23 protein-coding genes, 1 tRNA gene and 1 pseudogene are annotated in these 23144 nt (G+C 69.7%); 12 read left to right on the top strand and 13 right to left on the bottom strand.

Annotated elements, in window-relative coordinates:
- Positions 1–22 precede the first annotated feature (22 nt).
- From AB0O65_RS13080 to AB0O65_RS13070, 3 genes are all read left to right on the top strand, one after another.
- Positions 23–925 (top strand): MetQ/NlpA family ABC transporter substrate-binding protein, encoded by a 903-nt coding sequence (locus tag AB0O65_RS13080; protein WP_363385674.1) that lies wholly within the window; start codon positions 23–25, stop codon positions 923–925.
- A gap of 99 nt (positions 926–1024) precedes the next feature.
- Positions 1025–2068: a methionine ABC transporter ATP-binding protein gene (locus AB0O65_RS13075; protein WP_363385671.1), complete on the top strand. Its 1044-nt coding sequence runs from the start codon at positions 1025–1027 to the stop codon at positions 2066–2068.
- A complete protein-coding gene (locus tag AB0O65_RS13070) occupies positions 2068–2727 on the top strand; it encodes a methionine ABC transporter permease (protein ID WP_071644501.1) in 660 nt (219 codons plus the stop codon). Before AB0O65_RS13075 ends, AB0O65_RS13070 begins: the two co-directional genes overlap by 1 nt.
- Before the next feature lie 32 nt (positions 2728–2759).
- Here AB0O65_RS13070 and AB0O65_RS13065 read toward each other — a convergent pair whose 3' ends face one another.
- Together AB0O65_RS13065 and AB0O65_RS13060 are read right to left on the bottom strand one after the other, a co-directional pair.
- Complete coding sequence (locus AB0O65_RS13065; RefSeq protein WP_363385666.1) at positions 2760–3698, bottom strand: pseudouridine synthase; 939 nt, start codon at positions 3696–3698, stop codon at positions 2760–2762.
- A 34-nt stretch (positions 3699–3732) separates the two neighbouring features.
- Positions 3733–4227, bottom strand: a complete 495-nt coding sequence (locus AB0O65_RS13060) for a MarR family transcriptional regulator (RefSeq protein WP_071644499.1) — start codon at positions 4225–4227, stop codon at positions 3733–3735.
- Between the two features lie 103 nt (positions 4228–4330).
- Between AB0O65_RS13060 and AB0O65_RS13055 the strand changes: the two genes are divergently transcribed.
- From AB0O65_RS13055 to AB0O65_RS13030, 6 genes are all read left to right on the top strand, one after another.
- Positions 4331–4402 (top strand) — tRNA-Gln (locus AB0O65_RS13055).
- A 1-nt stretch (position 4403) separates the two neighbouring features.
- Entirely contained in the window at positions 4404–5834 is a 1431-nt protein-coding gene (glmU, locus tag AB0O65_RS13050; RefSeq protein ID WP_363385662.1) for a bifunctional UDP-N-acetylglucosamine diphosphorylase/glucosamine-1-phosphate N-acetyltransferase GlmU, read from the top strand.
- Between the two features lie 5 nt (positions 5835–5839).
- Positions 5840–6874: a ribose-phosphate diphosphokinase gene (locus AB0O65_RS13045; RefSeq protein ID WP_071644497.1), complete on the top strand. Its 1035-nt coding sequence runs from the start codon at positions 5840–5842 to the stop codon at positions 6872–6874.
- A gap of 45 nt (positions 6875–6919) precedes the next feature.
- On the top strand, positions 6920–7384 hold the full coding sequence (locus AB0O65_RS13040; protein WP_363385659.1) for an FMN-binding protein: 465 nt from the start codon (positions 6920–6922) through the stop codon (positions 7382–7384).
- Positions 7385–7390: 6 nt separating this feature from the next.
- On the top strand, positions 7391–8281 hold the full coding sequence (locus AB0O65_RS13035) for an FAD:protein FMN transferase (RefSeq protein WP_363385656.1): 891 nt from the start codon (positions 7391–7393) through the stop codon (positions 8279–8281).
- Positions 8282–8322: 41 nt separating this feature from the next.
- Positions 8323–9852 (top strand): flavodoxin reductase, encoded by a 1530-nt coding sequence (locus tag AB0O65_RS13030; protein WP_313480449.1) that lies wholly within the window; start codon positions 8323–8325, stop codon positions 9850–9852.
- On the opposite strand, the gene AB0O65_RS13025 is transcribed toward AB0O65_RS13030, so the two are convergent.
- From AB0O65_RS13025 to AB0O65_RS13010, 4 genes are all read right to left on the bottom strand, one after another.
- Positions 9846–11375: an ATP-binding protein gene (locus tag AB0O65_RS13025; RefSeq protein WP_363385653.1), complete on the bottom strand. Its 1530-nt coding sequence runs from the start codon at positions 11373–11375 to the stop codon at positions 9846–9848. The two genes, AB0O65_RS13030 and AB0O65_RS13025, sit on opposite strands and share 7 nt — an antisense overlap.
- Positions 11376–11378: 3 nt before the next feature.
- Positions 11379–12107: a response regulator transcription factor gene (locus AB0O65_RS13020; protein ID WP_363385650.1), complete on the bottom strand. Its 729-nt coding sequence runs from the start codon at positions 12105–12107 to the stop codon at positions 11379–11381.
- 131 nt (positions 12108–12238) lie between these two features.
- Positions 12239–13687 carry an NADP-dependent phosphogluconate dehydrogenase gene (gene gndA, locus AB0O65_RS13015; RefSeq protein ID WP_313480399.1) on the bottom strand — a complete coding sequence of 483 codons (1449 nt, stop codon included), beginning with the start codon at positions 13685–13687 and terminating at the stop codon, positions 12239–12241.
- Positions 13688–13741: 54 nt separating this feature from the next.
- Positions 13742–14617 (bottom strand): NAD(P)-dependent oxidoreductase, encoded by an 876-nt coding sequence (locus AB0O65_RS13010; protein WP_363385923.1) that lies wholly within the window; start codon positions 14615–14617, stop codon positions 13742–13744.
- Positions 14618–14640: 23 nt separating this feature from the next.
- Between AB0O65_RS13010 and AB0O65_RS13005 the strand changes: the two are divergent.
- A pseudogene (locus AB0O65_RS13005) lies at positions 14641–15425 on the top strand (GntP family permease); the annotation flags it as partial.
- A 12-nt stretch (positions 15426–15437) separates the two neighbouring features.
- Here AB0O65_RS13005 and AB0O65_RS13000 read toward each other — a convergent pair.
- On the bottom strand, positions 15438–15563 hold the full coding sequence (locus AB0O65_RS13000; RefSeq protein ID WP_256220989.1) for a hypothetical protein: 126 nt from the start codon (positions 15561–15563) through the stop codon (positions 15438–15440).
- A 209-nt stretch (positions 15564–15772) separates the two neighbouring features.
- On the opposite strand from AB0O65_RS13000, the gene AB0O65_RS12995 reads away from it, so the two are divergent.
- Both AB0O65_RS12995 and pth read left to right on the top strand, forming a co-directional pair.
- Positions 15773–16369, top strand: a complete 597-nt coding sequence (locus AB0O65_RS12995; RefSeq protein WP_071640646.1) for a 50S ribosomal protein L25/general stress protein Ctc — start codon at positions 15773–15775, stop codon at positions 16367–16369.
- 74 nt (positions 16370–16443) lie between these two features.
- Positions 16444–17022: an aminoacyl-tRNA hydrolase gene (gene pth / locus AB0O65_RS12990; protein ID WP_071640648.1), complete on the top strand. Its 579-nt coding sequence runs from the start codon at positions 16444–16446 to the stop codon at positions 17020–17022.
- A gap of 34 nt (positions 17023–17056) precedes the next feature.
- On the opposite strand, the gene AB0O65_RS12985 is transcribed toward pth, so the two are convergent.
- From AB0O65_RS12985 to sdhA, 6 genes are all read right to left on the bottom strand, one after another.
- Positions 17057–17581 (bottom strand): hypothetical protein, encoded by a 525-nt coding sequence (locus tag AB0O65_RS12985; RefSeq protein WP_071640650.1) that lies wholly within the window; start codon positions 17579–17581, stop codon positions 17057–17059.
- Positions 17582–17589: 8 nt separating this feature from the next.
- Positions 17590–18594 (bottom strand): tryptophan--tRNA ligase, encoded by a 1005-nt coding sequence (gene trpS, locus AB0O65_RS12980; RefSeq protein WP_071640652.1) that lies wholly within the window; start codon positions 18592–18594, stop codon positions 17590–17592.
- Between the two features lie 64 nt (positions 18595–18658).
- Positions 18659–19552, bottom strand: a complete 894-nt coding sequence (locus AB0O65_RS12975; protein ID WP_071640654.1) for an exodeoxyribonuclease III — start codon at positions 19550–19552, stop codon at positions 18659–18661.
- A 34-nt stretch (positions 19553–19586) separates the two neighbouring features.
- Complete coding sequence (locus tag AB0O65_RS12970) at positions 19587–20510, bottom strand: YihY/virulence factor BrkB family protein (RefSeq protein ID WP_363385643.1); 924 nt, start codon at positions 20508–20510, stop codon at positions 19587–19589.
- Positions 20511–20563: 53 nt separating this feature from the next.
- Positions 20564–21331 (bottom strand): succinate dehydrogenase iron-sulfur subunit, encoded by a 768-nt coding sequence (locus AB0O65_RS12965; RefSeq protein ID WP_191713165.1) that lies wholly within the window; start codon positions 21329–21331, stop codon positions 20564–20566.
- Positions 21332–21333: 2 nt separating this feature from the next.
- Positions 21334–23139 (bottom strand): succinate dehydrogenase flavoprotein subunit, encoded by a 1806-nt coding sequence (sdhA, locus tag AB0O65_RS12960; RefSeq protein ID WP_071640660.1) that lies wholly within the window; start codon positions 23137–23139, stop codon positions 21334–21336.
- Positions 23140–23144 lie beyond the last annotated feature (5 nt).

Here is a 23144-nt window from a genome sequence, read left to right as displayed (position 1 = left end):
CCACGAGAGGAAGAACCCGAAAATGTCCCGCCGCTTCACCACCCTCGCCGCTGCAGCCGCAGCGGCCGTCCTCGTCACCGGTCTCGCCGGCTGCGCCTCCGCCGACGCGGGAGACGCCGGATCCGACGGCGCCGACGACACCGTCAAGATCGGCGTGGTCGGTAAGAGCGACCCGCAGTGGGCCGCGTTCGAGAAGGCGGCGAAGGCGGAGGGCATCGACATCGAGCTCGTCGACTTCGGGTCCTACGAGCTTCCCAACCCGGCGCTCACCGAGGGCGAGATCGACCTCAACCAGTTCCAGCATGTGATCTACCTCGCCCAGTACAACGAGGCGTCCGGCGAGGATCTGGCGGCCATCGGATCCACGCAGACCTACCCGCTCGGCCTGTACTCGTCGAAGTACGACGACGTCGACGACATCGCGGAGGGCGACACCGTCGCCGTGCCCGACGACGCCTCCAACCAGGCGCGCGGTCTGCTCGTTCTGCAGTCGGCCGGACTCATCGAGCTCAAGGACGGCGGCTCGCCGTTCTCCGATCTCTCCGACATCGACGAGGCGAAGTCCAAGGTCAAGGTGACCGCGCTGGAGGCGGCGCTGACTCCGGAGGCTCTGCCCGATGTCGCCGCGGCCATCATCAACAACGACTTCGTCGAGGAGGCGGGTCTTGAGTTCGACGACGCGCTGTTCACCGATGACGCGTCCGACCCGGCCGCCGCCCCCTACGTGAACATCTTCGCCTCCCGTGCGGAAGACGTCGACAACGAGACCTACCTGAAGCTCATCGAGATCTTCCAGACCGACGAGGCCGTGCAGAAGGGCCTCGCCGAGTCGTCGGGCGGAACCGGTGTGACCGTGCAGCTCTCCCAGGAGGAGCTGGCCAAGACGCTGACGACCGTCCAGAAGGACGTCGCGGACAACAGCTGATCTCCTGAGAGAATCGGGCAGTGCGAGGCGCGCTGCCCGATTCTCCGTTTCCGGGCGCTGCGCCCGCCCCCTCCTCCCACCCGAAACCGGAGTGCACCCATGCCGATCGTCTCGCTCGAGAACGTGTCGAAGCGATACCCGTCCCCGCAGCGCGCGGGAGACCAGGTCACCGCGGTCGACGACGTCACCCTGCACATCGAGAAGGGAGACGTCTACGGCATCATCGGCTACTCGGGGGCAGGCAAGTCCACCCTCGTGCGACTCATCAACGCCCTCGAGCCGGCGACCGAGGGGCGCATCACGGTCGACGACGTCGAGGTCACCGCGCTCTCCGAGCGGGAGCTGCGAGCGGTCCGCACCGGCATCGGCATGATCTTCCAGCAGTTCAACCTCTTCTCGGCCAAGACCGTGCGCGCCAACATCGCGTATCCGCTGAAGCTCGCCGGCTGGTCCAAGGCCGACATCGACGCCCGCGTCGCCGAGCTGCTCTCGTTCGTCGGTCTCAGCGACAAGGCGCGCTCGTACCCCGAGCAGCTCTCGGGCGGTCAGAAGCAGCGTGTCGGGATCGCCCGCGCCCTCGCGACCCGACCCGCCATCCTGCTCGCCGACGAGGCCACCAGCGCGCTCGACCCCGAGACCACGCACGAGGTGCTCGCCCTGCTCAAACGGGTCAACGAGGAGCAGGGCGTCACCATCGTGGTCATCACGCACGAGATGGATGTGATCCAGACGATCGCGACGAAGGTCGCCGTCATGGACAGGGGGCGGGTGATCGAGCAGGGGGATGTGTTCGAGGTGTTCTCGGCGCCCCGGCATCCGGCATCGCAGCGCTTCGTCGGAACCGTGGTCAAGGGCATCCCCTCCCCGGCGGAGCGCGCGGTGCTGCGCGAGCGCCACCGCGGTCGGCTCGTGACGTTCTCGTTCCGCGACGGCGGGCCGTCGCAGGCCCAGCTGTTCGTCGACCTGGCGGAGGCGGGGCTGGAGTTCGAGCTCGTGTTCGGCGGCATCAACGACATCCGCGGGCGGGCGTTCGGCCACCTGACTCTCGCCATCCGTGGTGAGCAGAAGCGGATCGACGACGTGCTCGTCGGCATCGGTCGCACGGTCGATGTGACTGACATCGATCGGGAGGAGGAGCGCTGATGGATCGTCTCGTCGAACTCGCCCCGGAGTTCTGGCAGGCAGCGGTCGAGACGCTGTACATGGTGTCGCTGACGCTGCTGTTCGGCGGGGTCCTCGGCGGCCTGATCGGAGTGGGCCTCTACCTCGCCCGGCCGGGCGGGATGCTGCAGAACCGCGCCGTGTCGTTCGTGCTGAACCTGTTCATCAACTTTTTCCGGCCGATCCCGTTCGTGATCCTCATCACCGTGCTGATCCCGTTCTCGCGCTTCGTCGTGGGCAGCGGCATCGGCACCAACGCCGCGATCGTGGCGCTCGTGGTCGCCTCGATGTTCGCCATCGGGCGCATCGTCGAGCAGCACCTGGTCGGGGTCTCGCCGGGGGTCATCGAGGCCGCGCGCGCGATGGGCGCCGGACCATGGCGCACGCTGTTCACCGTCGTCATCCCGGAGGCGCTGGGCCCGCTCGTGCTGGGCTACACGTTCGTCATCGTCGCGCTCATCGACATGACGGCGATGGCGGGGTACATCGGCGCGGGCGGCCTGGGCAACTTCGCCCTCACGTACGGGCGTCGCCAGTTCGAGCCGGTCGTGATGTGGGCGGCGGTGCTGCTGATCGTCGTGTTCGTGCACTTCGCGCAGTCGCTCGGCACGTACCTCGCCCGGCGGATCATGCGGCGCTGACACGACGCGGACGAGAGCGGCCGAGCACGGCGTCAGCCGCGCGGGGCGTCCTGCAGGACCCGGCGCGTGACGAACTCGCACGGGGCCCCGGTCAGCGGATCGACGAAGCGCAGCTCGCGCGCGAGCAGCTGCAGCGGCCGCGTGAAGTCGTCCGGCGCCTCGGGCAGCAGTGTCGGGTAGAAGCCGTCGTTCAGGATGCCCGCGCCGAGCGAGGCGAGATGCACCCGCAGCTGATGCATGCGTCCGGAATGCGGGCGCAGCAGCGTGTGCACGACCCGGTCGTCGCAGCCGAGCAGCTCGATGAGCGTCTCGGAGTTCGGCTCGCGCGCCTCGTCGACCCGCACGCACACGTGCGCGCGCAGCTTCTCGATGTGGTTGCGGTACACGATCGGGAACGGTCGTCCCGCCAGGGCGGGGGATGCCGCGTCCCACCCCTCGGGCACCGCGGAGACCGCCTCGTACACCTTCTCGACCTGTCGCCGTTCGAACAGCAGCTGATAGGCCCCGCGGGTCTCGGGGCGGGTGGAGAACATCAGCACACCGGCGGTCGCCCGATCGAGGCGGTGGATCGGGGTGAGCTCGGGGATGCCGAGGAGGTTGCGCAGCCGCACCAGGGCCGAGTTCTGCAGGTACTTGCCGCCCGGCGTCGTGGGGAGGAAGTGCGGCTTGTCGGCCACGACCAGGTCGCGGTCCTGGTGCAGCACCTCCACGTCGAACGGGATCTCGCGCTCGATGGGAGGCTCGCGGTAGTACCAGACGAACTCGTGCGCGCCCAGCGGGGTCTCGCGCGCGAGGGGCGTGCCGTCCCTCGCGACGATCTCACCGCGGTCGAACCGAGACAGCAGGCGCTCGGGCTCGAGGTGGAAGAAGCGCTCGGACATGTACGCGCCGACCGTCGGCCACGGCCCGGTCAGCGGCAGATGCAGCCGGGTCGCACCGACGCCGTCGCGCACCGGCAGCGGGGAGCGCATCGCCATCAGCGTCCGCGCCCTGGAACAGGAGCGCTCACGAGTCGAAGCTCAGGCTCAGCTTGCGCAGCAGGCCGGCCAGCCGCTCGCGGTCGGTGCGGGGGAGGGCCTGCAGCAGCACGGCCTCGGCGTCGACGAGGCGGGTGATCGCGGCATCCACCCGCACCCGCCCGTCGTCGGTGAGGGTGACGAGTACGCTCCGTCCGTCCTGAGGGTCGGACTCGCGTCGGACGAACCGGCGTCCCACCAGACGATCGATGCGGTTGGTCATCGTGCCGCTGGAGACCAGGGTCTGCTGCAGCAGCTGCTTGGGGGACAGCTGGAACGGCGCGCCGGCACGTCGCAGCGCCGAGAGCACGTCCCACTCCCACGGCTCGATGTCACTGCGGCGGAACACGTCGCGCCGGGCGCGGTCGAGATGCCGTGAGAGGCGGTCCATGCGCGAGAGCACCTCGAGGGGCGAGAAGTCCAGGTCGGGGCGCTGGGTGTTCCAGGCGCCGACGATCCGGTCGACCTCATCCGCCTCGCTCATCCCCCCATTATCCTGTGCCCCTCACGTCCGTCCGGACGGGAGAGCGGGTCCGCCGTGGCAGAATTGACCCGCGGTCGCCGCCCAGCGAGGCGGAGGGCCGTGGTCCGCCGTGGTGTAACGGCAGCACGACAGCCTTTGGAGCTGTGAAGTTCAGGTTCGAATCCTGGCGGCGGAGCATGACGCAGAACAATCTCGCCATCATCGTGCTCGCCGCAGGGCAGGGCACCCGCATGAAGTCCCGCCGACCCAAGGTGCTGCACGAGATCGCAGGACGCCCGCTGGTCGGTCATGTGCTCACCACGGCCCGGTCGCTGGGCGCATCGCACATCGAGGTCGTCGTGCGCCACGAGCGCGAGCAGGTCGTCACGGCGCTCGCCGCCGATTACCCCGACGCGGTCTTCGTCGACCAGGACGACGTGCCCGGCACCGGCCGCGCCGTGCAGGTCGCGATCGACGCGCTGCCCGCCGACTTCGACGGCGATGTGCTCGTGCTCTCGGGCGACTGCCCGCTCGCCGACGCCGAGACGCTCTCGTCGTTCCTCGACGAGCACCGCGCGTCGGGTGCACCGGCGACCCTGATGACCGCTGTCGTCGACGACCCGACCGGCTACGGCCGGGTGATCCGCGACGCCGACGGCGGTGTCGACCGCATCGTGGAGCAGAAGGATGCCAGCGACGACGAGGCGTCGGTCCGCGAGATCAACGCCGGCATGTACGCGTTCCGCTCCGAGACCCTGCGCCGCTACCTGCCCGAGATCGGCGTCGACAACGCGCAGGGCGAGATGTACCTCACCGACGTGCCGGGCCTGCTGCGCCGCGACGGCGACCGCGTGGCCGCATCCGTCGTCTCCGACGTCACCGTGACGTTCGGGGTCAACGACCGGGCGCAGCTCGCGCTCGTCGGTCGCCTGCTCAACCAGCGCATCGTGCGTCGCTGGCAGCGCGAGGGCGTCACCGTCGTCGACCCCGATACCACGTGGATCGACGACGACGCCACGCTCGCACCCGACGTGACGATCCTCCCGAACACCCAGATCCTGCGCGCCACGGTCATCGCCGAAGGTGCCACCGTCGGGCCCGACACCACGCTGGTGGACTGCGAGGTCGGCGCGGACGCGGTGGTCAAGCGCACCGACGCGACGCTCGCGGTGATCGGGGCGAAGGCCACCGTCGGCCCGTTCTCGTTCCTGCGCCCCGGCACGGTGCTCGGCGCCGGCGGCAAGATCGGCGCGTACGTCGAGACGAAGAACGCCGAGATCGGCGAGAGCAGCAAGGTGCCCCACCTGTCGTACGTGGGCGATGCCACGATCGGTCGCGGCGTCAACCTCGGCGCCGGCACGATCACCGCGAACTACGACGACGTGAACAAGCACCGCACCGTGGTCGGCGATGAGGTGCACATCGGCTCGCACACCGTGCTCGTGGCGCCCGTTAGGCTGGGGGCAGGTGCGAAGACAGGTGCCGGCGCCGTCGTCCGCAAGGACGTGCCCGCGGGTGCCCTGGCCATGAGCGTCGCCCCCCAGCGCAACATCGACGGGTGGGTCGAGAAGAACAGAGCAGGCACGGGTGCAGCCGATGCGGCGGCCCGCGAACGATCGGCGGAATAGGGCGCATGGGCAACAAGAAGAAGAAGGTCGCACTCGATCGTGAGAACGGGGTCGCACCCGGTCTGATCGCGAAGACGAAGAAGCGCCTCGTCGTCGCGGGCGGACGCTCGCATCCCGAGCTGACCGCAGCCGTCGCCACGGCCCTCGGCCAGGAGGCGGCCCCGGTCGAGCACCGCACGTTCGCCTCCGGGGAGATCTACGCCCGCTTCGAGGTATCGATCCGCGGCTGCGACCTGTTCATCGTGCAGTCGTTCGGCGAGCCGGTGAACGAGTGGCTCATGGAGACGCTGATCATGCTCGACGCAGCCAAGCGCGCCTCGGCCAAGCGCATCACCGTCGTCGCCCCGTACTACCCCTACTCCCGTCAGGACAAGAAGGGCCGCGGTCGCGAGCCCATCTCCGCCCGCCTCGTGGCCGACATGCTGAAGACCGCCGGCGCTGACCGCGTGATGAGCGTCGACCTGCACGCCGCGCAGATCCAGGGGTTCTTCGACGGACCGGTCGATCACCTCTTCGCCAAGCCCGTGCTGCTCGAGCACTTCCAGGGCACCCTCACCGCCGAGGACCGCGAGACGCTCACGATCGTGTCGCCCGACATGGGTCGTGTCCGTGTGGCCGACAGCTGGTCGGACAGCCTGGGAGCACCCCTCGCGATCATCCACAAGCGTCGCGACCCCAAGGTCGCCAACCAGGTCTCGGTGCACGAGATCGTCGGCACCGTCGACGGACGCACCTGCCTGCTCGTCGACGACATGATCGACACCGGCGGCACGATCGTCAAGGCCGCGCAGGCGCTGAAGGCGAACGGCGCCCGCAAGGTGATCGTCGCGGCCACGCACGCGGTCTTCAGCGACCCGGCATCCGACCGCCTGCAGGACGACGCGATCGACCAGGTCGTCGTGACCGACACGATCTCGCTCACCCAGTCGCGACGCTGGGACGGGCTCACGGTGCTGCCGATCGCGCCGCTGCTCGCCACCGCGATCAAGCAGGTCTTCGAAGACGGCTCCGTGACGAGCATGTTCGGCGGAGACGCCTGATCGCCCCGACGTCGCGACGACGGCATCCGGATTTCTCATAGCCGGATGCCCGAAGCTGGACGCATGAACGTGCATCCCGCAGCCCGCACCGGAACCGCTCTGCTCGGCGTCGCCGGCGCCCTCGTCCTCGCCGGGTGCTCGGGTGCGGCGGACGCCGACACCGGCAGGGCCGACCCGTCACCGCTGAGCACCGACGCCACTGCCCCCTACGCCGAGGGAACGTACACGGCTGAGGGGTCGTATCGCACGCCCGAGACGGTGGAGACGATCGAGGTGACCCTGACGATCGCAGACGACACCGTCACCGACGTCCGCGTGGTCGGCGACCCGCTGGCCCCGGAGTCGAAGAACTACCAGGGTCAGTTCATCGCCGGCATCTCCGATGTCGTGGTCGGGAAGAAGCTCGACGAGCTGGAGGTCGACCGCGTCGCCGGATCGTCGCTCACCAGCGACGGATTCGATCAGGCCGTGGTGAAGATCAAGGACGAAGCCGCCACAGCGGCCGAGTGATCCGGCATGCACTCGTGGCGGTTCGACGCCATCGGCACGTCGTGGGAGATCGAGACCGTCGACCCGCTGGACGGCCCGGCTCGAGCGCGCGTGGGCGGCATCATCGAGGCGTTCGACGCGACCTGGTCGCGCTTCCGTGACGACTCCGTCGTCTCGTCGCTGCGCGCGCACGGCGGCACGGCGGAGCTGACCCCCGCAGCCGCCGCCGATGCCGCCGCGATGATCGAGACCTACCGCGATCTCGGTCGGGCGACCGACGGCGGTGTGAACCCGCTGATCGGGTCGGCACTCGAGGCGCTCGGCTACGACGCCGCGCTGACCCTGCGCCCGCGCACGCGGCAGCCGGGTGGGATGCACGCGGGGCACCCGCGGTGGGAGCAGGTCTTGCACGGCGAGCACGGTTCGCTGACCCTCGAGGAGCCTGCCGTCATCGATGTCGGCGCCGTCGGCAAGGGGCGGCTGGTCGATCTCGTCAGCGACGCGCTGGCGGAGGTTCCCGGCCGGGTGAGCGTCGACGGCAGCGGTGATCTTCGCGTACGCGGCGGCACCGCGAGAGTCGCGCTCGAGCACCCGTACGACGCGACCTCCGCGATCGGGGTGGTCGAGGTGACGGATGCCGCGCTGTGTGCATCCGCGGTGACACGGCGGACGTGGGGGAGCGGACTGCACCACGTGCTCAACGGACGCACCGGGCTTCCCGTGCGCACCTGGGTCGCCACCTGGGCGCTCGCCGGCGACGCCATGCACGCCGACGGCGCGGCGACCGGCCTGTTCTTCGACGGGGGTCCCGAGATCGCCGATCGCTGGGGCGCCCACTGGGTGCGGATGTCGAGCGATGGGCGCGTCGAGCGCTCACGCGGGTTCCCCGGTGAGCTGTTCACCGAGCCCGCCCGCTGAGGATACGGAAGAGTAGAAGAGTGATCACTGCGTTCTTGGCCATGCGGCAGCGCGTGCTGGCCGTCCTCGGCGGCATCTCGATGTACCGGCTCGTGCTGTTCGCCCTCGCGGGGCTTGCGGCGATCGCGCTCGGGCTGTCGCTGGCGGGGCTGGTCGGACCGTCGGCGGGCGAGATCCTGGCATCCTTCGCCGTGCTCGCCCTCTCGATCTCCGCGGTCGACGCCGCCGCGCAGCGCGTCTTGCGCCTGCCGTGGCGCATCGAGTCGTCGCTGGTCACGGCACTCATCCTGCTGTTCGTGCTGCAGCCCTCGCTGACCCCGGCCGGCTTGGGCGGGACGGCACTCGCCGGGGTGCTGGCGAGCCTGTCGAAATACCTGATCGCGTGGCGCGGACGGCACATCCTCAATCCCGCGGCATTCGGCGCCGCGGTGGTGACGGTCTTCGGTCTCGGAACATTCTCGGCGTGGTGGGTCGGCACGCCTTGGCTTGCGCTGTCCGTCGTGCTGAGCGGGCTGATCGTGCTGTGGCGCACCGAGAAGGTGCGGCTGATGCTCGTCTTCCTGCTCGTGGTCGTCGTGGTGTCGGTGGTGCGGCAGGCCGTGCAGTCGCAGGAGTTCGGCATCCCGTTCAGCGCGGGCGAGGCGCTGCCGGCCGCACTCACGCAGACGCCGTACCTCTTCCTCGGCGCGTTCATGCTCTCCGAGCCGCTCACCCTGCCGCCGCGACGCTGGCAGCAGTACAGCGTCGCCGCTCTCGTGGGAGTGCTCGCCGGATGGCCGATCGCGGTCGGCTCGCTGTTCACGCTCGGCCAGGAGCGCGCTCTGCTGATCGGCAACCTGCTCGCCTTCGCCTTCGCGCTGCGCAGCTCGGTGCGGCTGGTGCTCACCGAGCGCACCTTCGTCACGCCCACCGCGCAGGAGCTCACGTTCCGCACCAAGGGGCGGCTGCGCTTCGTCGCGGGGCAGTATCTCGAGCTCGAGGTGCCGCATCGCAATCCGGATGCCAGGGGCACCCGCCGCGAGTTCAGCATCGTCTCCGCGCCTGCCGACCTGCCCACTCTGCGAATCGCCTACAAGGACGGCGATCAGAAGCATCCGTCGAGCTACAAGCGGGCGCTGAAGGCTGCCGAACCGGGAGCCGTGCTCGCCGTCACCGGCACGTGGGGAGACTTCGTGCTGCCGCGCGGGCGCACCCCGGTGCTGATGGTCGCGGCAGGCATCGGTGTGACCCCGTTCGTGTCGCAGCTGCGCCAGCTGCAGGCCACCGGCGCCGAGCGCGATGTCGTGCTCATCTATGTGGCCTCCGAGGCGGCCGAGCTCGCGTTCCGCGATGAGCTCGCGGCGACCGGCGTCCGCACGATCGTGTTCACGCGCGACGAGCCGGCCGAGCTGCCGGCGCACTGGGCCTGGGCGCAGGGTGCCCGGCTCGACGCGGAGGCTCTGCAGCGCGTGGTGCCCGATCTCGCCGCGCGGCACGCCTACATCTCCGGACCGCCCCGCCTCATCGCCGATCTCGCACCGGCGCTGCAGAAGGCCCGCGCGGTGACGACCGACGCGTTCGCCGGCTACTGATCCGGATGCTCGTCGCGCTCGGACCGCGCCTGCGCTGACCGCGCCGGGGTGGCCTGCTCGCCGCGCGGCAGGCGCACCGTGAACGACGTGTCACCCGGCGTGCTCTCGACCGTGATCGTGCCGCCGTGGCCTTCGACGATCGCCTTGGCGATCGCGAGGCCGAGGCCCGTGCCGCCGGTCTGCCGCGCGCGCGACACGTCGCCGCGAGCGAACCGGGCGAACAGCTCCTCCCGCACGTCGGGATCGATCCCTGGCCCGTCGTCGTGCACGCGCAGCTCGGCGCCCGAAGGGGTGGCCGACACCGACAGCGTGATGGTCGTGCCCTCCGGCGTGTGCGTGCGGGCGTTGGCGAGCAGGTTGCCGACCACCTGATGCAGGCGTCCGACGTCACCCGCGACGACGACGGGCTCGCCGGGGGTCTCGAGCTTCCAGTGGTGGTCAGGCGCGGTGGGCTGCGCGTCGGCGAGGGCTTCGACGGCGAGCTGCGAGAGGTCGACCTCGCCGTGCACCAGCTCGGCGCCCTCGTCGAGCCTGGCCAGCAGCAGCAGGTCCTCGACGAGTCGCGTCATCCGCAGCGACTGCGCCTGGATGCGCTCCAGCGCGGAGGTGGTGTTCTCGACGGTGGGCGCGTCCTGCGACTGGCGCAGCGCCCGCAGCGACAGCTCGGAGTACCCGCGGATCGACGCGAGCGGCGTGCGCAGCTCGTGGCTGGCATCCGCCACGAACCGCCGCATGCGCTCCTCGTTGCGCTGACGCGCCGAGAGCGATGAGTCGACGTGGTCGAGCAGGGTGTTCAGCGCCACTCCCACCCGGCCGACCTCGGTGCGCGGGTCGGCCTCGTAGTCCGGCACCCGCTCGGTGATGCTCACCTCGCCGCGATCGAGTGGCTGCCCGGCGACGCGTGACGCGGTCGCTGCCACCGCGCGCAGCGGTCGCAGCCCCATGCTGATGGTGAGCGCGGTGGTGAGGGCGAGCAGGATCAGCCCGCCGAGGGTCGCCAGGGCTATCACCGTGAACAGCGACGTCATGGTGTGCTGCACCTCGGCACGGGGGAGCCCCGTGATGACCACCACGCCGTTCTCGGTGCGCTCGACCATCACCCGGAACGAGCCGACGTCGTGCAGCGTGACCGTCGCGGAGTCGGACTCCTGCAGTGCCGCGGTGAGCGTCAGCAGATCGCGGGCGGGGAGGTCGCGACGGGATTCGGGGGTGACGATCACGCCCGAGGCGGGTGTGTCGGGAGGCAGGACGGCGAGCAGCAGACTGCCGGTCTGCACGATGCCGCCGCTGACCGCGTTCTCGGCGGTGAGGGGCTCACCGCGCAGCTCCGCCGCCGTGGCGCGGCTGGCGACCAGAGCCGTCGTGACTTTCGAGGTGGCGACGAGCTTCCTCTGCAGATCGTCCTCGAGGGTCTTGCCGAGCGTCGCGCTGGTGATGATCGCGACGATCACGAGGATGAGCGAGACGAACCCGATCACCGCGGCCATCAGCCGCGCCTGAAGGCTCAGCGGGTGCGGGAGCATGGGCTACTGCGGCGACTTGATCATGTAGCCGACACCGCGCACGGTGTGCAGCAGCGGAGTGCGGCCGGCGTCGATCTTCTTGCGCAGATACGAGATGTACAGCTCGACCACCGACGACTTGCCGCCGAAGTCGTAGCTCCACACCCGGTCGAGGATCTGCGCCTTCGACAGCACGCGCCGCTCGTTGCGCATCAGGAAGCGCAGCAGCTCGAACTCCGTGGCGGTGAGCTCGATCTCGTCGTCTCCGCGGATCACCTCGTGGCTGTCCTCGTTGAGCGAGAGGTCGGCGACTCGGAGGATCGACTGCTCGTCGTCGGTCTGCCCCTGGCCGGAGCGGCGGATGACGGCCCGCAGCCGTGCGATGACCTCCTCGAGGCTGAACGGCTTGGTGACGTAGTCGTCGCCACCCGCGGTGAGCCCGGCGATGCGGTCGGCGACGGCATCCTTCGCCGTGAGGAAGACGACGGGCACGAGATTGCCGGATTCTCTCAGCCGGCGCAGCACGCTCATGCCGTCGAGGTCGGGCATCATGACGTCGAGCACCAGGGCATCCGGTTCGAAGTCGCGGGCGACCTGCAGCGCCTCCAGGCCCGAGGCCGCGGTGCGCACCTCCCAGCCCTCCATGCGCAGGGCCATGGCGAGCAGGTCGGTGAGCATCGGCTCGTCGTCGACCGCGAGGATGCGCAGCGGGGTTCCGTCGGGACGGCGCAGATCAGGATGCTCGGTGCTCATGGCACCATTCTGCGCTCGTCTTCGCCGAGATTCCCTTGCATCTCCTATGCGTCACCTGTGGGTGTTGCGGGAGCGGGACATGCATCGGGCTCGGGACGGCGTGCGAGCGCCGTCCCGAGCCCGGGTTGCGGTCAGTGGGTGTCGACGGCGGGGATCTCGGTGCGGTCGCCTGACCAGAGGGTGTGGAAGGTGCCTTCCTTGTCGATGCGGCGGTAGGTGTGTGCGCCGAAGAAGTCGCGCTGGCCCTGGATGAGGGCGGCGGGCAGGCGCTCGGCGCGGATGCCGTCGTAGTAGGACAGGGAGGAGGAGAACGCGGGGGCGGGGATGCCGGCCTGGGCTGCGGCGATGACGACGCGGCGCCATGCTGCCTGGCCGCGGGAGAGCGCCTCGGCGAAGTAGGGGGCGGTGAGCAGGGCGGGCAGGTCGGGTTCGGCGGCGTATGCGTCGGCGATGCGGTTGAGGAACTGGGCGCGGATGATGCATCCGGCGCGCCAGATCTTCGCCACGGCGCCGAGGTCGATGCTCCAGCCGTATTCGGTGGCGCCGGCGCGGATCTCGTCGAAGCCCTGGGAGTACGCGACGATCTTCGATGCGTACAGGGCCAGGCGCACGTCTTCGATGAAGGCGTCCACGTCGTCGACGGTGAACTCGCCCTCGGGGCCGGGCAGGTGCGCGGCGACGGCGCGCTGCTCGGGGTGGGAGGAGAGGGAGCGGGCGAAGGTGGCCTCGGCGATGCCGGAGACGGGAACGCCGAGGGCGAGCGCGGTCTGCACGGTCCACGCCCCGGTGCCCTTGGCGCCGGCCTGGTCGACGATGACGTCGACCAGCGGCTGGCCGGTCTCATGGTCGATCTGGCGCAGCACCTCGGCGGTGATCTCGATCAGGTACGACTCGAGCTCGCCGGTGTTCCACTCGGCGAAGATGTCGGCGATCTCGGCGGGGGATCTGCCCGTGCCGCGACGGATCAGGTCGTAGGCCTCGGCGATCAGCTGCATGTCGGCGTACTCGATGCCGTTGTGCACCATCTTCACGAAGTGACCCGCGCCGCCGTGACCGACGTGCGTGACGCACGGCTCGCCCTCGGCGACCGCGGCGATCGACTCCAGGATCGGACCGAGCGTCACCCAGGACTCATCCGACCCGCCGGGCATGATGCTCGGCCCCAGCAGCGCACCCTCCTCACCGCCGGAGATGCCCGCGCCGACGAAGTTGATCCCCGTCTCACGCACTGCCTTCTCCCGGCGGATGGTGTCGGGGAAGTACGCGTTGCCGCCATCGACGATGATGTCGCCCGGCTCGAACACCCGCACGAGCTCATCGATCACCGCATCGGTGCCGAGCCCCGCCTTGACCATGATGATCGCCGTGCGCGGCTTCTGCAGCGACGCCGCGAACTCCTCGTACGAGAACGTCGGCACGAAACCCGCCTCCGGGTGCAACGCCACCAGATCATCCGTCTTCGCCCGCGAGCGGTTCAGCACCGCCACCGTGTTGCCCTCCCGGCTGGCGAGATTACGGGCCAGATTCGAACCCATGACGGCGAGTCCGACGACTCCGATATTGGCTGCAGCAGTGGGCACAGGGATCTCCTCGGTGATGAAGGTTGTGATCTCAGGGTATCGGTGGATGAAGGGTCAGAATTCGTTCGTGTCATCCGGCCTGGGACGCCGCTCGGCGACCAGGCGGCGGGTGACGGAGATGTCGCGATCTCCCAGGCCGCGGTCGACGATCTCGTCGAAGGCGGCGCGCAGGGCGGGCAGCAGAACCGCGTCGGTGCCGGTGCCGGCGGCGATGTCTGCCGCGAAGCGCAGGTCCTTGACCATGTACTTCGCCATGCCGCTGGCCGAGTCGTCGCCGGTCACGAGCTTGGAGTGCCTGGCCTCGAGCAGTCGCGACCCCGCGTATCCGCCGGCGAGCAGCGACCACATGCGGTCGAGATCGATGCTCGAGCGGTCCGCGAGCACGGTCGCCTCGCCGAGGGCCAGGATCGTGGCCGACACGACGAGCTGATTGCACGCCTTGGCCACCTGGCCGGCCCCGAGGGGGCCCAGGTGCACGGCGGTTCCGCACGGGGCGAGCACCTCGGCCGCGAGGGCGGTGTCGGCCTCGGCGCCGCCCAGCATGATCGAGAGGGTGCCGGCCCTGGCGCCGTCCTCACCGCCCGACACCGGGCAGTCGACCAGACGCACCCGGCCGGAGGTCTGCGCGTGCAGCCTGTCGCCGAGCGCGCGCACGGCCGGTGCCGACGACGTCGACGCGATGAGGATCAGCAGGTCTCGGTCGCCGGCGAGCAGTCCGTCGGGTCCGTCCAGCAGCTGCTCCAGCTCGGGCAGATCCGGCAGCACGCTCACCATCACGTCGACGCGCATGGCGAGCTCCCGCGGCGACTCGGCCCAGGTCGCACCGGCGGCGACGAGCTCGGGCTGCGGGCGGCGGGCGTGGATGACGAGCTCGCCGCGCTCAGCGAGCAGGCGTTCGGCCATCGGACGCCCCATCGAACCCAGGCCGATGATGCCGACGGTCGCGGAGGATGCTGGTGCTGCTGGTCGGCCTCGTCGTGGCGCTTCCGGTCTGGTACCTCTCGGGCTACCTGTGGGGGAAGTTCGTCGGCAGTCGCTGGATCCTGCCGGTGCCGTCGCTGTTCGGCAGTGAGGACAGGGATCAGCGCTTCTCATCTTCCTCAACACGGGGCTCACCACGCTGGGCAGCGCGGGCGTGATCGACTCCACCGAGCTCTGGGCGCAGTCGCTGATCTTCATCGGTCAGTCGCCGGTCGCGCTGACCATCACCGTGCTCGTCGCGCTCGTGGCGCTCGGCTGGCGACGCGGCGAACACGGCACCGCCCTGGAGAAGATCGTCGATTCGTCGCTCGGGCCCATCTGCTCCGTGGTGCTGATCACCGGAGCCGGCGGGATGTTCGGCGGGGGGCTGCGCTCGTCCGGCATCGGCGAGGCGCTCTCCGACACGCTGAGCGGCGTGGGTCTGCCCGTGATCGTCGCGGCGTACATCATCGCCGTCGTGCTGCGCGTCGCGCAGGGCTCGGCAACCGTCGCCCTGGTCACCGCGGCGGGCCTCATCGCTCCCGCCGTGCTCGGTGGCGACTTCAACCCCCTCGAGGTGGTCGCCATCACCCTCGCCACGGCGGCCGGCTCGGTGTTCGCCAGCCACGTGAACGACTCCGGGTTCTGGCTGGTGGGACGCCTGATGGGGATGGACGTCAAGACCACGCTGAAGACGTGGACGGTGCAGCAGACCATCCAGTCGGTTCTCGCCTTCGCGATCGTGCTGGTGGTGTACCTGCTCGCGTCGCTGTTCTGAGCGGCGCCCGGGTCAGTCCTCGCGGTAGCCCGTGCGTCCCATCGAGAACATCGCGGCGAACGACGACACGACACCGCAGACGGCGATCGCGCCGATGACCCAGAGGATGACGTGCGAGAGGAAGGCGGCATCGAGCATGCCCACAGCCTATCGAGCTTTCGGGTACGATGGAGGAGTTCCTCGGCGAGGGAGCGCGCATGCGCGCATCCGTTATCGACGCGGTGACGTGAGCCCGGTGGCCGGCTGAATCCTTCAGCCGCTCAGCGTCTCGTCTCCTCGTGTCCGCACCGAGGCTTCCGAGACCATGACCACCGCGAGGCACCGTCCCGCGCCCGAAGGAGAACAACATGTCTGACGAGAACAAGGTCGTCGCCGAGACCCGCACGAGCTTCGGCAAGGGCTTCGCCCGCCGTCTGCGCGCTGCCGGGAAGATCCCCGCCGTGATCTACGGCCACGGCACCGACCCCGTGCACGTCGCGCTGCCCGGCCACCAGGTGTCGCTCATCATCCGCCGCGCCAACGCGCTTCTCGACCTCGAGGTCGACGGCACCTCGCAGCTCGCCCTCGTCAAGGACGTGCAGCGTGACCCGGTGCAGCAGATCATCGAGCACATCGACCTGCTCGTGGTGAAGAAGGGCGAGAAGGTCGCCATCGACCTCCCCGTCGTCGTCACGGGCGAGTCGTTCGCGGGCACCATCGTGGCGCTCGACGCCGCGACCCTCGCCGTCGAGGCCGAGGCCACGCACATCCCCGAGAACGTCGAGGTCTCGGTCGAGGGCCTCGAGGAGGGCGCGCACATCACCGCCGCCGACGTGAAGCTCCCCAAGGGTGTCACGCTCGTGGCCGACCCCGAGACCCTCGTGGTCGCGATCTCCGTCCCGGCCGCTCCGGCCGAGGACGACACCGCCGCCGAGGCTCCGGCCGAGGAGGCCGCCGCGGAGTGATCCGCTGACGATCCAGTCGGAGGGGGCGCGAGTTGATCGCGTCCCCTCCGTCATATCCGCACGAGAGGATGCGAATGACCACCACCTGGCTGATCGTCGGTCTCGGCAACCCTGGTCCGCGCTACGCGGCGACACGGCACAACATCGGGCAGATGGTCGTCGACGAGCTCGCCGAGCGTCGCGGCGAGCGGTTCCGAGAGCACAAGGCCGGTGCGCGTGTGGCCGAGACCCGGGTGCGTCCTGGCGGTGATCGCATCGTGCTGGCCAAGCCCAACTCGTTCATGAACACGTCCGGCACTCCGGTGGCGGCGCTGGCGAGGTTCTACTCGGTGGCGCCCGAGAACGTCGTCGTCGTGCACGACGAGCTCGACATCCCGTTCGACAGCATCCGCATGAAGATCGGCGGAGGGCACGGCGGGCACAACGGCGTCCGCGACATCGCGCGAACGCTCACCACTCCCGACTTCCTGCGGGTGCGGGCCGGCATCGGGCGGCCGCCAGGGCGGCAGGATCCGGCCGACTGGGTGCTCGCGCCGTTCGGGTCGGTCGAGCAGAAGACACTGCCGATCTTCATCTCGGACGCCGCGGATGCCGTGGAGCAGCTCGTCGACGAAGGGCTGCTGGCGGCGCAGCAGCGCCACCACTCGCGCTGAACGCCTGGTCCTCAGTCAGACCAGCGGGCGCCGATCAGACCAGTGGGTCGAAGGCGATGCCGTTGCCGATGCCGTACATGAGCGCCACGGCGAGGAAGAAGATCCCCGGGCCCAGTGCGGCGACGACGATCGCGGCGATGCCCATCCCTCGGCCGCGGCGACCAGCGACGGCGACGATCCCGCCGATCACGCCGAACAGCCCGAGCGCGGTGCCCAGCCAGAACATGATCTCCGCCCACAGCGTCTCGATGCGCGCGGGGGAGAGGGCGGCGATCCGGAAGTCACCGTTGCGGTCGATGAGATCGTCCACCGACACGGCGAGCCCGATCTGCAGAGCGAGCACTCCGGCCACGACGGGCGTGACGAGCGCGGCGACCAGAGCGGCCGCGAGCGACACGGCGCCCGTCGCGCGAGAGGGCGCGGGGGCGGGAGGTGCCGAATAGGCACCGATGGGCGCCTGATATCCGCCCACCGGCACGCGGTACGCTCCGGGCGGCGGCGGCTGGGCAGCAGGAGAGCTCGGCGCAGGCAGCCCGGGCGGCACGAAGGGATCGGTCATCTCGCTCCTCAGACGCGACGCAGCAGCCCGACGCGCTGGTAGACGTCCGCGAGGGTGGCGTCGGCGACCTCGTCGGCTCTGGCCGCGTTCGCGGCCAGGAGTCTGTCCAGCTCGGCCGGGTCGTCGAGCAGGGCGTTCGCGCGCTCGCGCACAGGACCGAATTCGTCCACGACGACCTCGGCCAGCCCCTTCTTGAAGTCGCCGTACCCACGACCGGCGTACTCGTCCTCGATCGAGCCCACCTGGCGGCCGGTGAGCGCGGCGTAGATCGTCAGCAGGTTCGACACCCCTGGCTTGTTCTCGCGGTCGAAGCGCACCGAGCCTTCGTTGTCGGTCACGGCGCGCATGATCTTCTTGGCGGACTTCGCCGGATCGTCGAGCAGCCACAGGACACCCGCGTCGCTCTCGGCCGACTTCGACATCTTCGAGGTCGGGTTCTGCAGGTCGTAGATGCGCGCGGTGTCCTTCTGGATCACCGGGGTGGGCACCGTGAAGGTCGTGCCGAATCGGCTGTTGAAGCGCTCAGCGAGGTCACGCGTCAGCTCGACGTGCTGCTTCTGGTCGTCGCCCACCGGCACCAGCTCACTCTGGTAGAGCAGGATGTCGGCGGCCATCAGCACGGGGTAGGTGAACAGGCCCACCGAGGTGGAGTCCTGGCCGTAGCGCTGCGACTTGTCCTTGAACTGGGTCATCCGCCCGGCCTCGCCGAAGCCGGTGATGGTGCTGAGAATCCAGGCGAGCTCCGCGTGCGCGCGCACGTGCGACTGCACGTACAGCGTCGACTTCGAGGGCTCGATGCCGGCGGCGATGTACTGGGCAGCCGTGCGACGGGTCTTCTCGCGCAGCTCTTCCGGGTTCTGCGGCACGGTGATCGCATGCAGGTCGACCACGGAGAAGAACGCGTCGTACGAGGACTGCATCTCACGCCACTGCAGAAGCGCCCCGATGTAGTTGCCGGCCTGGAGGGAGTCGGCGGAGGGCTGCATTCCGGAGTAGAGGCGTGGTCTGGTCACGAAGCAATCCTATGCGTCTCGGGTCGGTCCCCTGTCGCCCGGCGTCCCCGAGCCCGTGGCAGGGTCAGCAGGTGTAGTCCACGATCACCGGCGCGTGATCGCTCCAGCGCTCCGCGTAGGTCTCGGCGCGCGCGACGGTGTACCCGGTGGCGCGAGCAGCAAGCGGCGGGGTCGCCAGGTGGTAGTCGATCCGCCAGCCGCTGTTGTTGTCGAACGCCTTCCCGCGCATCGACCACCAGGTGTACGGACCGGGAACCTCGCCGTGATGCGCGCGACCCACGTCTATCCAGCCGAGCCCCAGCCCACCGCCCTCCGCCGCGAACGGGCGGGTGTCGCTGAGCTGCCCCACTATTCCCCGGCCGACGCCCTCCTGACCGACCACTCGCTCGCCGGCGGCGCCGAGGAGGCGATCGAAGTAGGCCCGCTCGCGTGCGAGGAAGCCGGACTTCTTCACGTTGCCCTTCCAGTTCAGGATGTCGAACGGGCGGTGGCCGACGTTGAGATCTCCGGTGACGAGCGCGTGCGCGTCGTCAGCGCCCAGCGACGCCATGCGCACGCTCATCGCGTCGAGGAACTTCCACTTCTCGTCCTGTTTCGGGGTGTCGGCCTCGCCGGAGTGCACGTAGGCGCTGACCACCGTGAGCGGCGCACCGCCGATCTGGAAGTCGGCCTCGATCCAGCGGCCCGCGGAATCGAAGTCGTCGGCGCCGAGCGCGGTGCGCGACGCGAGTGCCGGGGTGCGGCTGAGCACGGCGACGCCGGCCCTGCCCTTCGACGTGGCCTTGTCGTGCACGATCTGCCAGTCGGGGAACGCGGCCGCGAGATGCTCGTCGTCGGCGCGCACCTCCTGCAGCGTGAGGATGTCGACATCGGCCTGCTCGAGCCACCCGTGCATCCCGTTGCGGACGGCGGCGCGGACGCCGTTGACGTTGACGGAGGCGATACGCAGATGGGGCATGGCATCCAGCCTAACGACGGGATCGGACATCCCGTCACGGGCCCCGCGCGGCCGTCGCACGCAGCGGACGCAGCCCGCCGCTGTCGCGCACCGGCTCGTTGCGGTCGCCGGCGCTCAACGCGATCCAGGACGCCGCGAGCAGGATCACCGCCGCGATCACCCGGCACCACAGCAGAAGCCCGACGGTCACCGCGAAGGTCGCCAGCAGCGGGTTCCCCGGCGTGTGCGCGGCCAGCAGGCCGGCGCCGAGCTGCAGCACGGCGACCGCGATGCCGCCGAGCACGGCACCGGGCAGGATCCGCCGCCACCGCACGACCGCGCCGGTGAGGAAGCGCACCAGGGCGGCGATGGCCGCGACGTCGATCACGATGACGACGAGCACGGAGGAGATCGAGACCAGGGAGCGCACCAGCGCGCTCGGCACCTCCAGCCCGAGCATCTCGACCAGCGTGCGCAGAGCCCAGACGCCGCCGAAGCTGATCGCCGCGCCCAGCAGCAGGCTCATCCCGAACGCGAGCGCCGCCACGGCGTCGCGCAGTTTCAGCAGCACGTAGCTCCTGGTGTCGAACGGCAGACCGAAGATGCCGCGCACCGCGCGCCGGGTGAAGGTGACCGCGCCGATCCCGGTCCAGATGACGACGACAGCCGCGATGGCGCCGGTGAGGGTGAACGCACCGGTGGCCGAGGTGGCCACCTCGCGCACCGCGTCGGGGGCGACGATGGCATCCACCCCGATGAAGCCGGGGATGTAGCTGTTCACGATCCGGATCATGGCGTCGACCGCGACGTCGCTGCCGCCGACCCAGACACCGGCACCGGCGAAGGCGACGTAGAGCAGCGCGAACAGCGCGAACAGCGTCTGGTACGCCATGCCCGCCGAGAGCAGGAAGCCGTTGCGGCGCAGGAAGTGCCGCCACACACGCACCGGGAACAGAGCGGCGACCCGTCGCCCCCACACAGCAGCGCGCCCGGCTGAACGAGTCAGTCGGGCGCGCATCGCTCTGGCAGCGCTCAGCGCGGGCCGCCGCGCAGGACGGCCTGCTTGACCTCGGCGATAGCCTTGGTGACCTCGATCCCGCGGGGGCAGGCCTCGGTGCAGTTGAAGGTCGTGCGGCAGCGCCACACGCCCTCCTTGTCGTTGAGGATGTCCAGGCGCACGTCGCCCGCGTCGTCGCGCGAGTCGAAGATGAAGCGGTGCGCGTTCACGATCGCCGCCGGACCGAAGTACTGCCCGTCGGTCCAGAAGATCGGGCACGACGAGGTGCACGCGGCGCACAGGATGCACTTGGTGGTGTCGTCGAAGATCGCCCGGTCGGCGATGGACTGCACGCGCTCCTTGCCCTTCTCGGGGGAGGAGTTGGCGATGAGGAAGGGCTGCACCTCGCGGTAGGAGGCGAAGAACGGCTCCATGTCGACGATGAGATCCTTCTCCAGCGGCAGACCCTTGATGGCCTCGACGTAGATCGGCTTCGAGATGTCGAGGTCCTTGATCAGCGTCTTGCAGGCGAGGCGGTTGCGGCCGTTGATGCGCATCGCATCCGAGCCACAGATGCCGTGGGCGCACGAGCGGCGGAACGACAGCGAGCCGTCGACCTCCCACTTGATCTTGTGCAGCGCGTCGAGCACGCGGTCGGTCGCGTACAGCTCGACGTCGTAATCGACCCAGCGCGGCTCCTCGTCGACCTCCGGATCGAAGCGGCGGATGTTGAAGGTGACCAGGAAGGACTGCACTCCAGAGTCGTTCGCGGCGTCGGCGGGTGCCTCTACGACATCGGTCATGATCAGTACTTCCTCTCCATGGGCTGGTAGTTCGTGATGACCACGGGCTTCCAGTCCAGCTTGATGTGGTCGGAGGCGACCGACGAGTGCGCGTCGCCGACCAGGTAGGCCATCGTGTGCTTCATGTAGTTCTCGTCGTCGCGCTTCGGGAAGTCGTCGCGCATGTGGCCGCCACGGCTCTCCTTGCGGTTGCGCGCGGCGTAGACGACGACCTCGGCGATGTCGAGCAGGAAGCCCAGCTCGACGGCCTCGAGCAGGTCGGTGTTGAAGCGCTTGCCCTTGTCGTCGACGTGGATGTTCTTGTAGCGCTCGCGCAGCTCGGCGATGACGCCCAGCACGTGCGTCAGCGACTCCTCGGTGCGGAACACCTGGGCGCCCTTGTCCATCTCGTCCTGCAGCGTCTTGCGCAGCACGGCGATGCGCTCGGTGCCCTGGTTGTTGCGCAGGTCCTCGACCATGTCCTTGACGAACCCGGCCGGGTTCTCGGGCAGCGGCACGAAGTCGGCGGTCTTGACGTACTCGACGGCGTTGCGTCCGGCGCGCTTGCCGAACACGTTGATGTCGAGCAGCGAGTTGGTGCCCAGGCGGTTCGAGCCGTGCACGGAGACGCAGGCGCACTCACCGGCGGCGTACAGTCCGGGGACCACGGTCGAGTTGTCGGCGAGCACCTCCGCGTCGTTGTTGGTCGGGATGCCGCCCATCGCGTAGTGCGCGGTCGGCATCACCGGCACCGGCTCGACCACCGGGTCGACGCCCAGGTAGGTGCGGGCGAACTCGGTGATGTCGGGCAGCTTGGTCTCGAGCACCTCCGCACCCAGGTGCGTGCAGTCCAGCAGGACGTAGTCCTTGTGCGGGCCGGCGCCGCGACCCTCGAGCACCTCCTGCACCATGCTGCGGGCCACGATGTCGCGCGGTGCGAGGTCCTTGATCGTGGGGGCGTAGCGCTCCATGAAGCGCTCGCCAGAGGCGTTGCGCAGGATGGCTCCCTCACCGCGGGCGCCCTCGGTGAGGAGGATGCCGAGGCCGGCCAGACCCGTCGGATGGAACTGGAAGAACTCCAGGTCCTCCAGGGGCAGACCCTTGCGCCAGACGATGCCGACGCCGTCGCCGGTCAGGGTGTGCGCGTTGGAGGTGGTCTTGAAGATCTTGCCGAAGCCGCCGGTGGCGAAGATGACGGCCTTCGACTGGAAGACGTGCAGGTCGCCGGTGGCCAGGTCGTACGCGACCACGCCCGCGACCTGCGTCGCGCCCGCGGCGTCCTTCACCGTGATCAGGTCGAGCACGTAGAACTCGTTGAAGAAGTTGATGCCGAGCTTGACGCAGTTCTGGAACAGGGTCTGCAGGATCATGTGACCGGTGCGGTCAGCCGCGTAGCAGGCCCGGCGCACGGGCGTCTTGCCGTGCTCGGCCGTGTGGCCGCCGAAGCGGCGCTGGTCGATCTTGCCGTCGGGCGTGCGGTTGAAGGGCAGGCCCATGTTCTCGAGGTCGATGACCGCGTCGATGGCCTCCCTCGCGAGGATCTCCGCGGCATCCTGGTCGACGAGGTAGTCGCCGCCCTTGACCGTGTCGTAGGTGTGCCACTCCCAGTTGTCGTCCTCGACGTTCGCGAGGGCTGCGGCCATGCCGCCCTGCGCCGCACCGGTGTGCGAGCGCGTGGGGTACAGCTTCGTGATCACGGCGGTCTTCGCGCCGGGGCCGGCCTCGATGGCCGCGCGCATGCCGGCGCCGCCGGCGCCCACGATCACGATGTCGAACTGGTGGTAGTGCACGCCGTCGCGCACGACGGAGTCAGAGGTCTGCGTAGTCAATGATC

Source organism: Microbacterium sp. NPDC077391 (assembly GCF_040686955.1).
GTDB lineage: Bacteria > Actinomycetota > Actinomycetes > Actinomycetales > Microbacteriaceae > Microbacterium > Microbacterium commune.
The sequence above is the reverse complement of the archived record's forward strand: the minus strand, read 5'-3'. Positions and strand labels throughout refer to the sequence as shown.

Coding starts and splice junctions, on each gene's coding strand:
- AB0O65_RS13030 (WP_313480449.1), top strand. CDS start 8,323: ATGCGGCAGCGCGTGCTGGCCGTCCTCGGCGGCATCTCGATGTACCGG.
- AB0O65_RS12995 (WP_071640646.1), top strand. CDS start 15,773: ATGTCTGACGAGAACAAGGTCGTCGCCGAGACCCGCACGAGCTTCGGC.
- pth (WP_071640648.1), top strand. CDS start 16,444: ATGACCACCACCTGGCTGATCGTCGGTCTCGGCAACCCTGGTCCGCGC.
- AB0O65_RS13060 (WP_071644499.1), bottom strand. CDS start 4,227: ATGAGCGAGGCGGATGAGGTCGACCGGATCGTCGGCGCCTGGAACACC.
- AB0O65_RS12965 (WP_191713165.1), bottom strand. CDS start 21,331: ATGACCGATGTCGTAGAGGCACCCGCCGACGCCGCGAACGACTCTGGA.
- AB0O65_RS13070 (WP_071644501.1), top strand. CDS start 2,068: ATGGATCGTCTCGTCGAACTCGCCCCGGAGTTCTGGCAGGCAGCGGTC.
- AB0O65_RS13075 (WP_363385671.1), top strand. CDS start 1,025: ATGCCGATCGTCTCGCTCGAGAACGTGTCGAAGCGATACCCGTCCCCG.
- AB0O65_RS12975 (WP_071640654.1), bottom strand. CDS start 19,552: ATGCCCCATCTGCGTATCGCCTCCGTCAACGTCAACGGCGTCCGCGCC.
- AB0O65_RS13065 (WP_363385666.1), bottom strand. CDS start 3,698: ATGCGCTCCCCGCTGCCGGTGCGCGACGGCGTCGGTGCGACCCGGCTG.
- AB0O65_RS13040 (WP_363385659.1), top strand. CDS start 6,920: ATGCCCGAAGCTGGACGCATGAACGTGCATCCCGCAGCCCGCACCGGA.
- AB0O65_RS12985 (WP_071640650.1), bottom strand. CDS start 17,581: ATGACCGATCCCTTCGTGCCGCCCGGGCTGCCTGCGCCGAGCTCTCCT.
- AB0O65_RS13020 (WP_363385650.1), bottom strand. CDS start 12,107: ATGAGCACCGAGCATCCTGATCTGCGCCGTCCCGACGGAACCCCGCTG.
- AB0O65_RS13035 (WP_363385656.1), top strand. CDS start 7,391: ATGCACTCGTGGCGGTTCGACGCCATCGGCACGTCGTGGGAGATCGAG.
- AB0O65_RS13000 (WP_256220989.1), bottom strand. CDS start 15,563: ATGCTCGATGCCGCCTTCCTCTCGCACGTCATCCTCTGGGTCATCGGC.
- AB0O65_RS13045 (WP_071644497.1), top strand. CDS start 5,840: ATGGGCAACAAGAAGAAGAAGGTCGCACTCGATCGTGAGAACGGGGTC.
- AB0O65_RS13080 (WP_363385674.1), top strand. CDS start 23: ATGTCCCGCCGCTTCACCACCCTCGCCGCTGCAGCCGCAGCGGCCGTC.
- glmU (WP_363385662.1), top strand. CDS start 4,404: ATGACGCAGAACAATCTCGCCATCATCGTGCTCGCCGCAGGGCAGGGC.
- AB0O65_RS13025 (WP_363385653.1), bottom strand. CDS start 11,375: ATGCTCCCGCACCCGCTGAGCCTTCAGGCGCGGCTGATGGCCGCGGTG.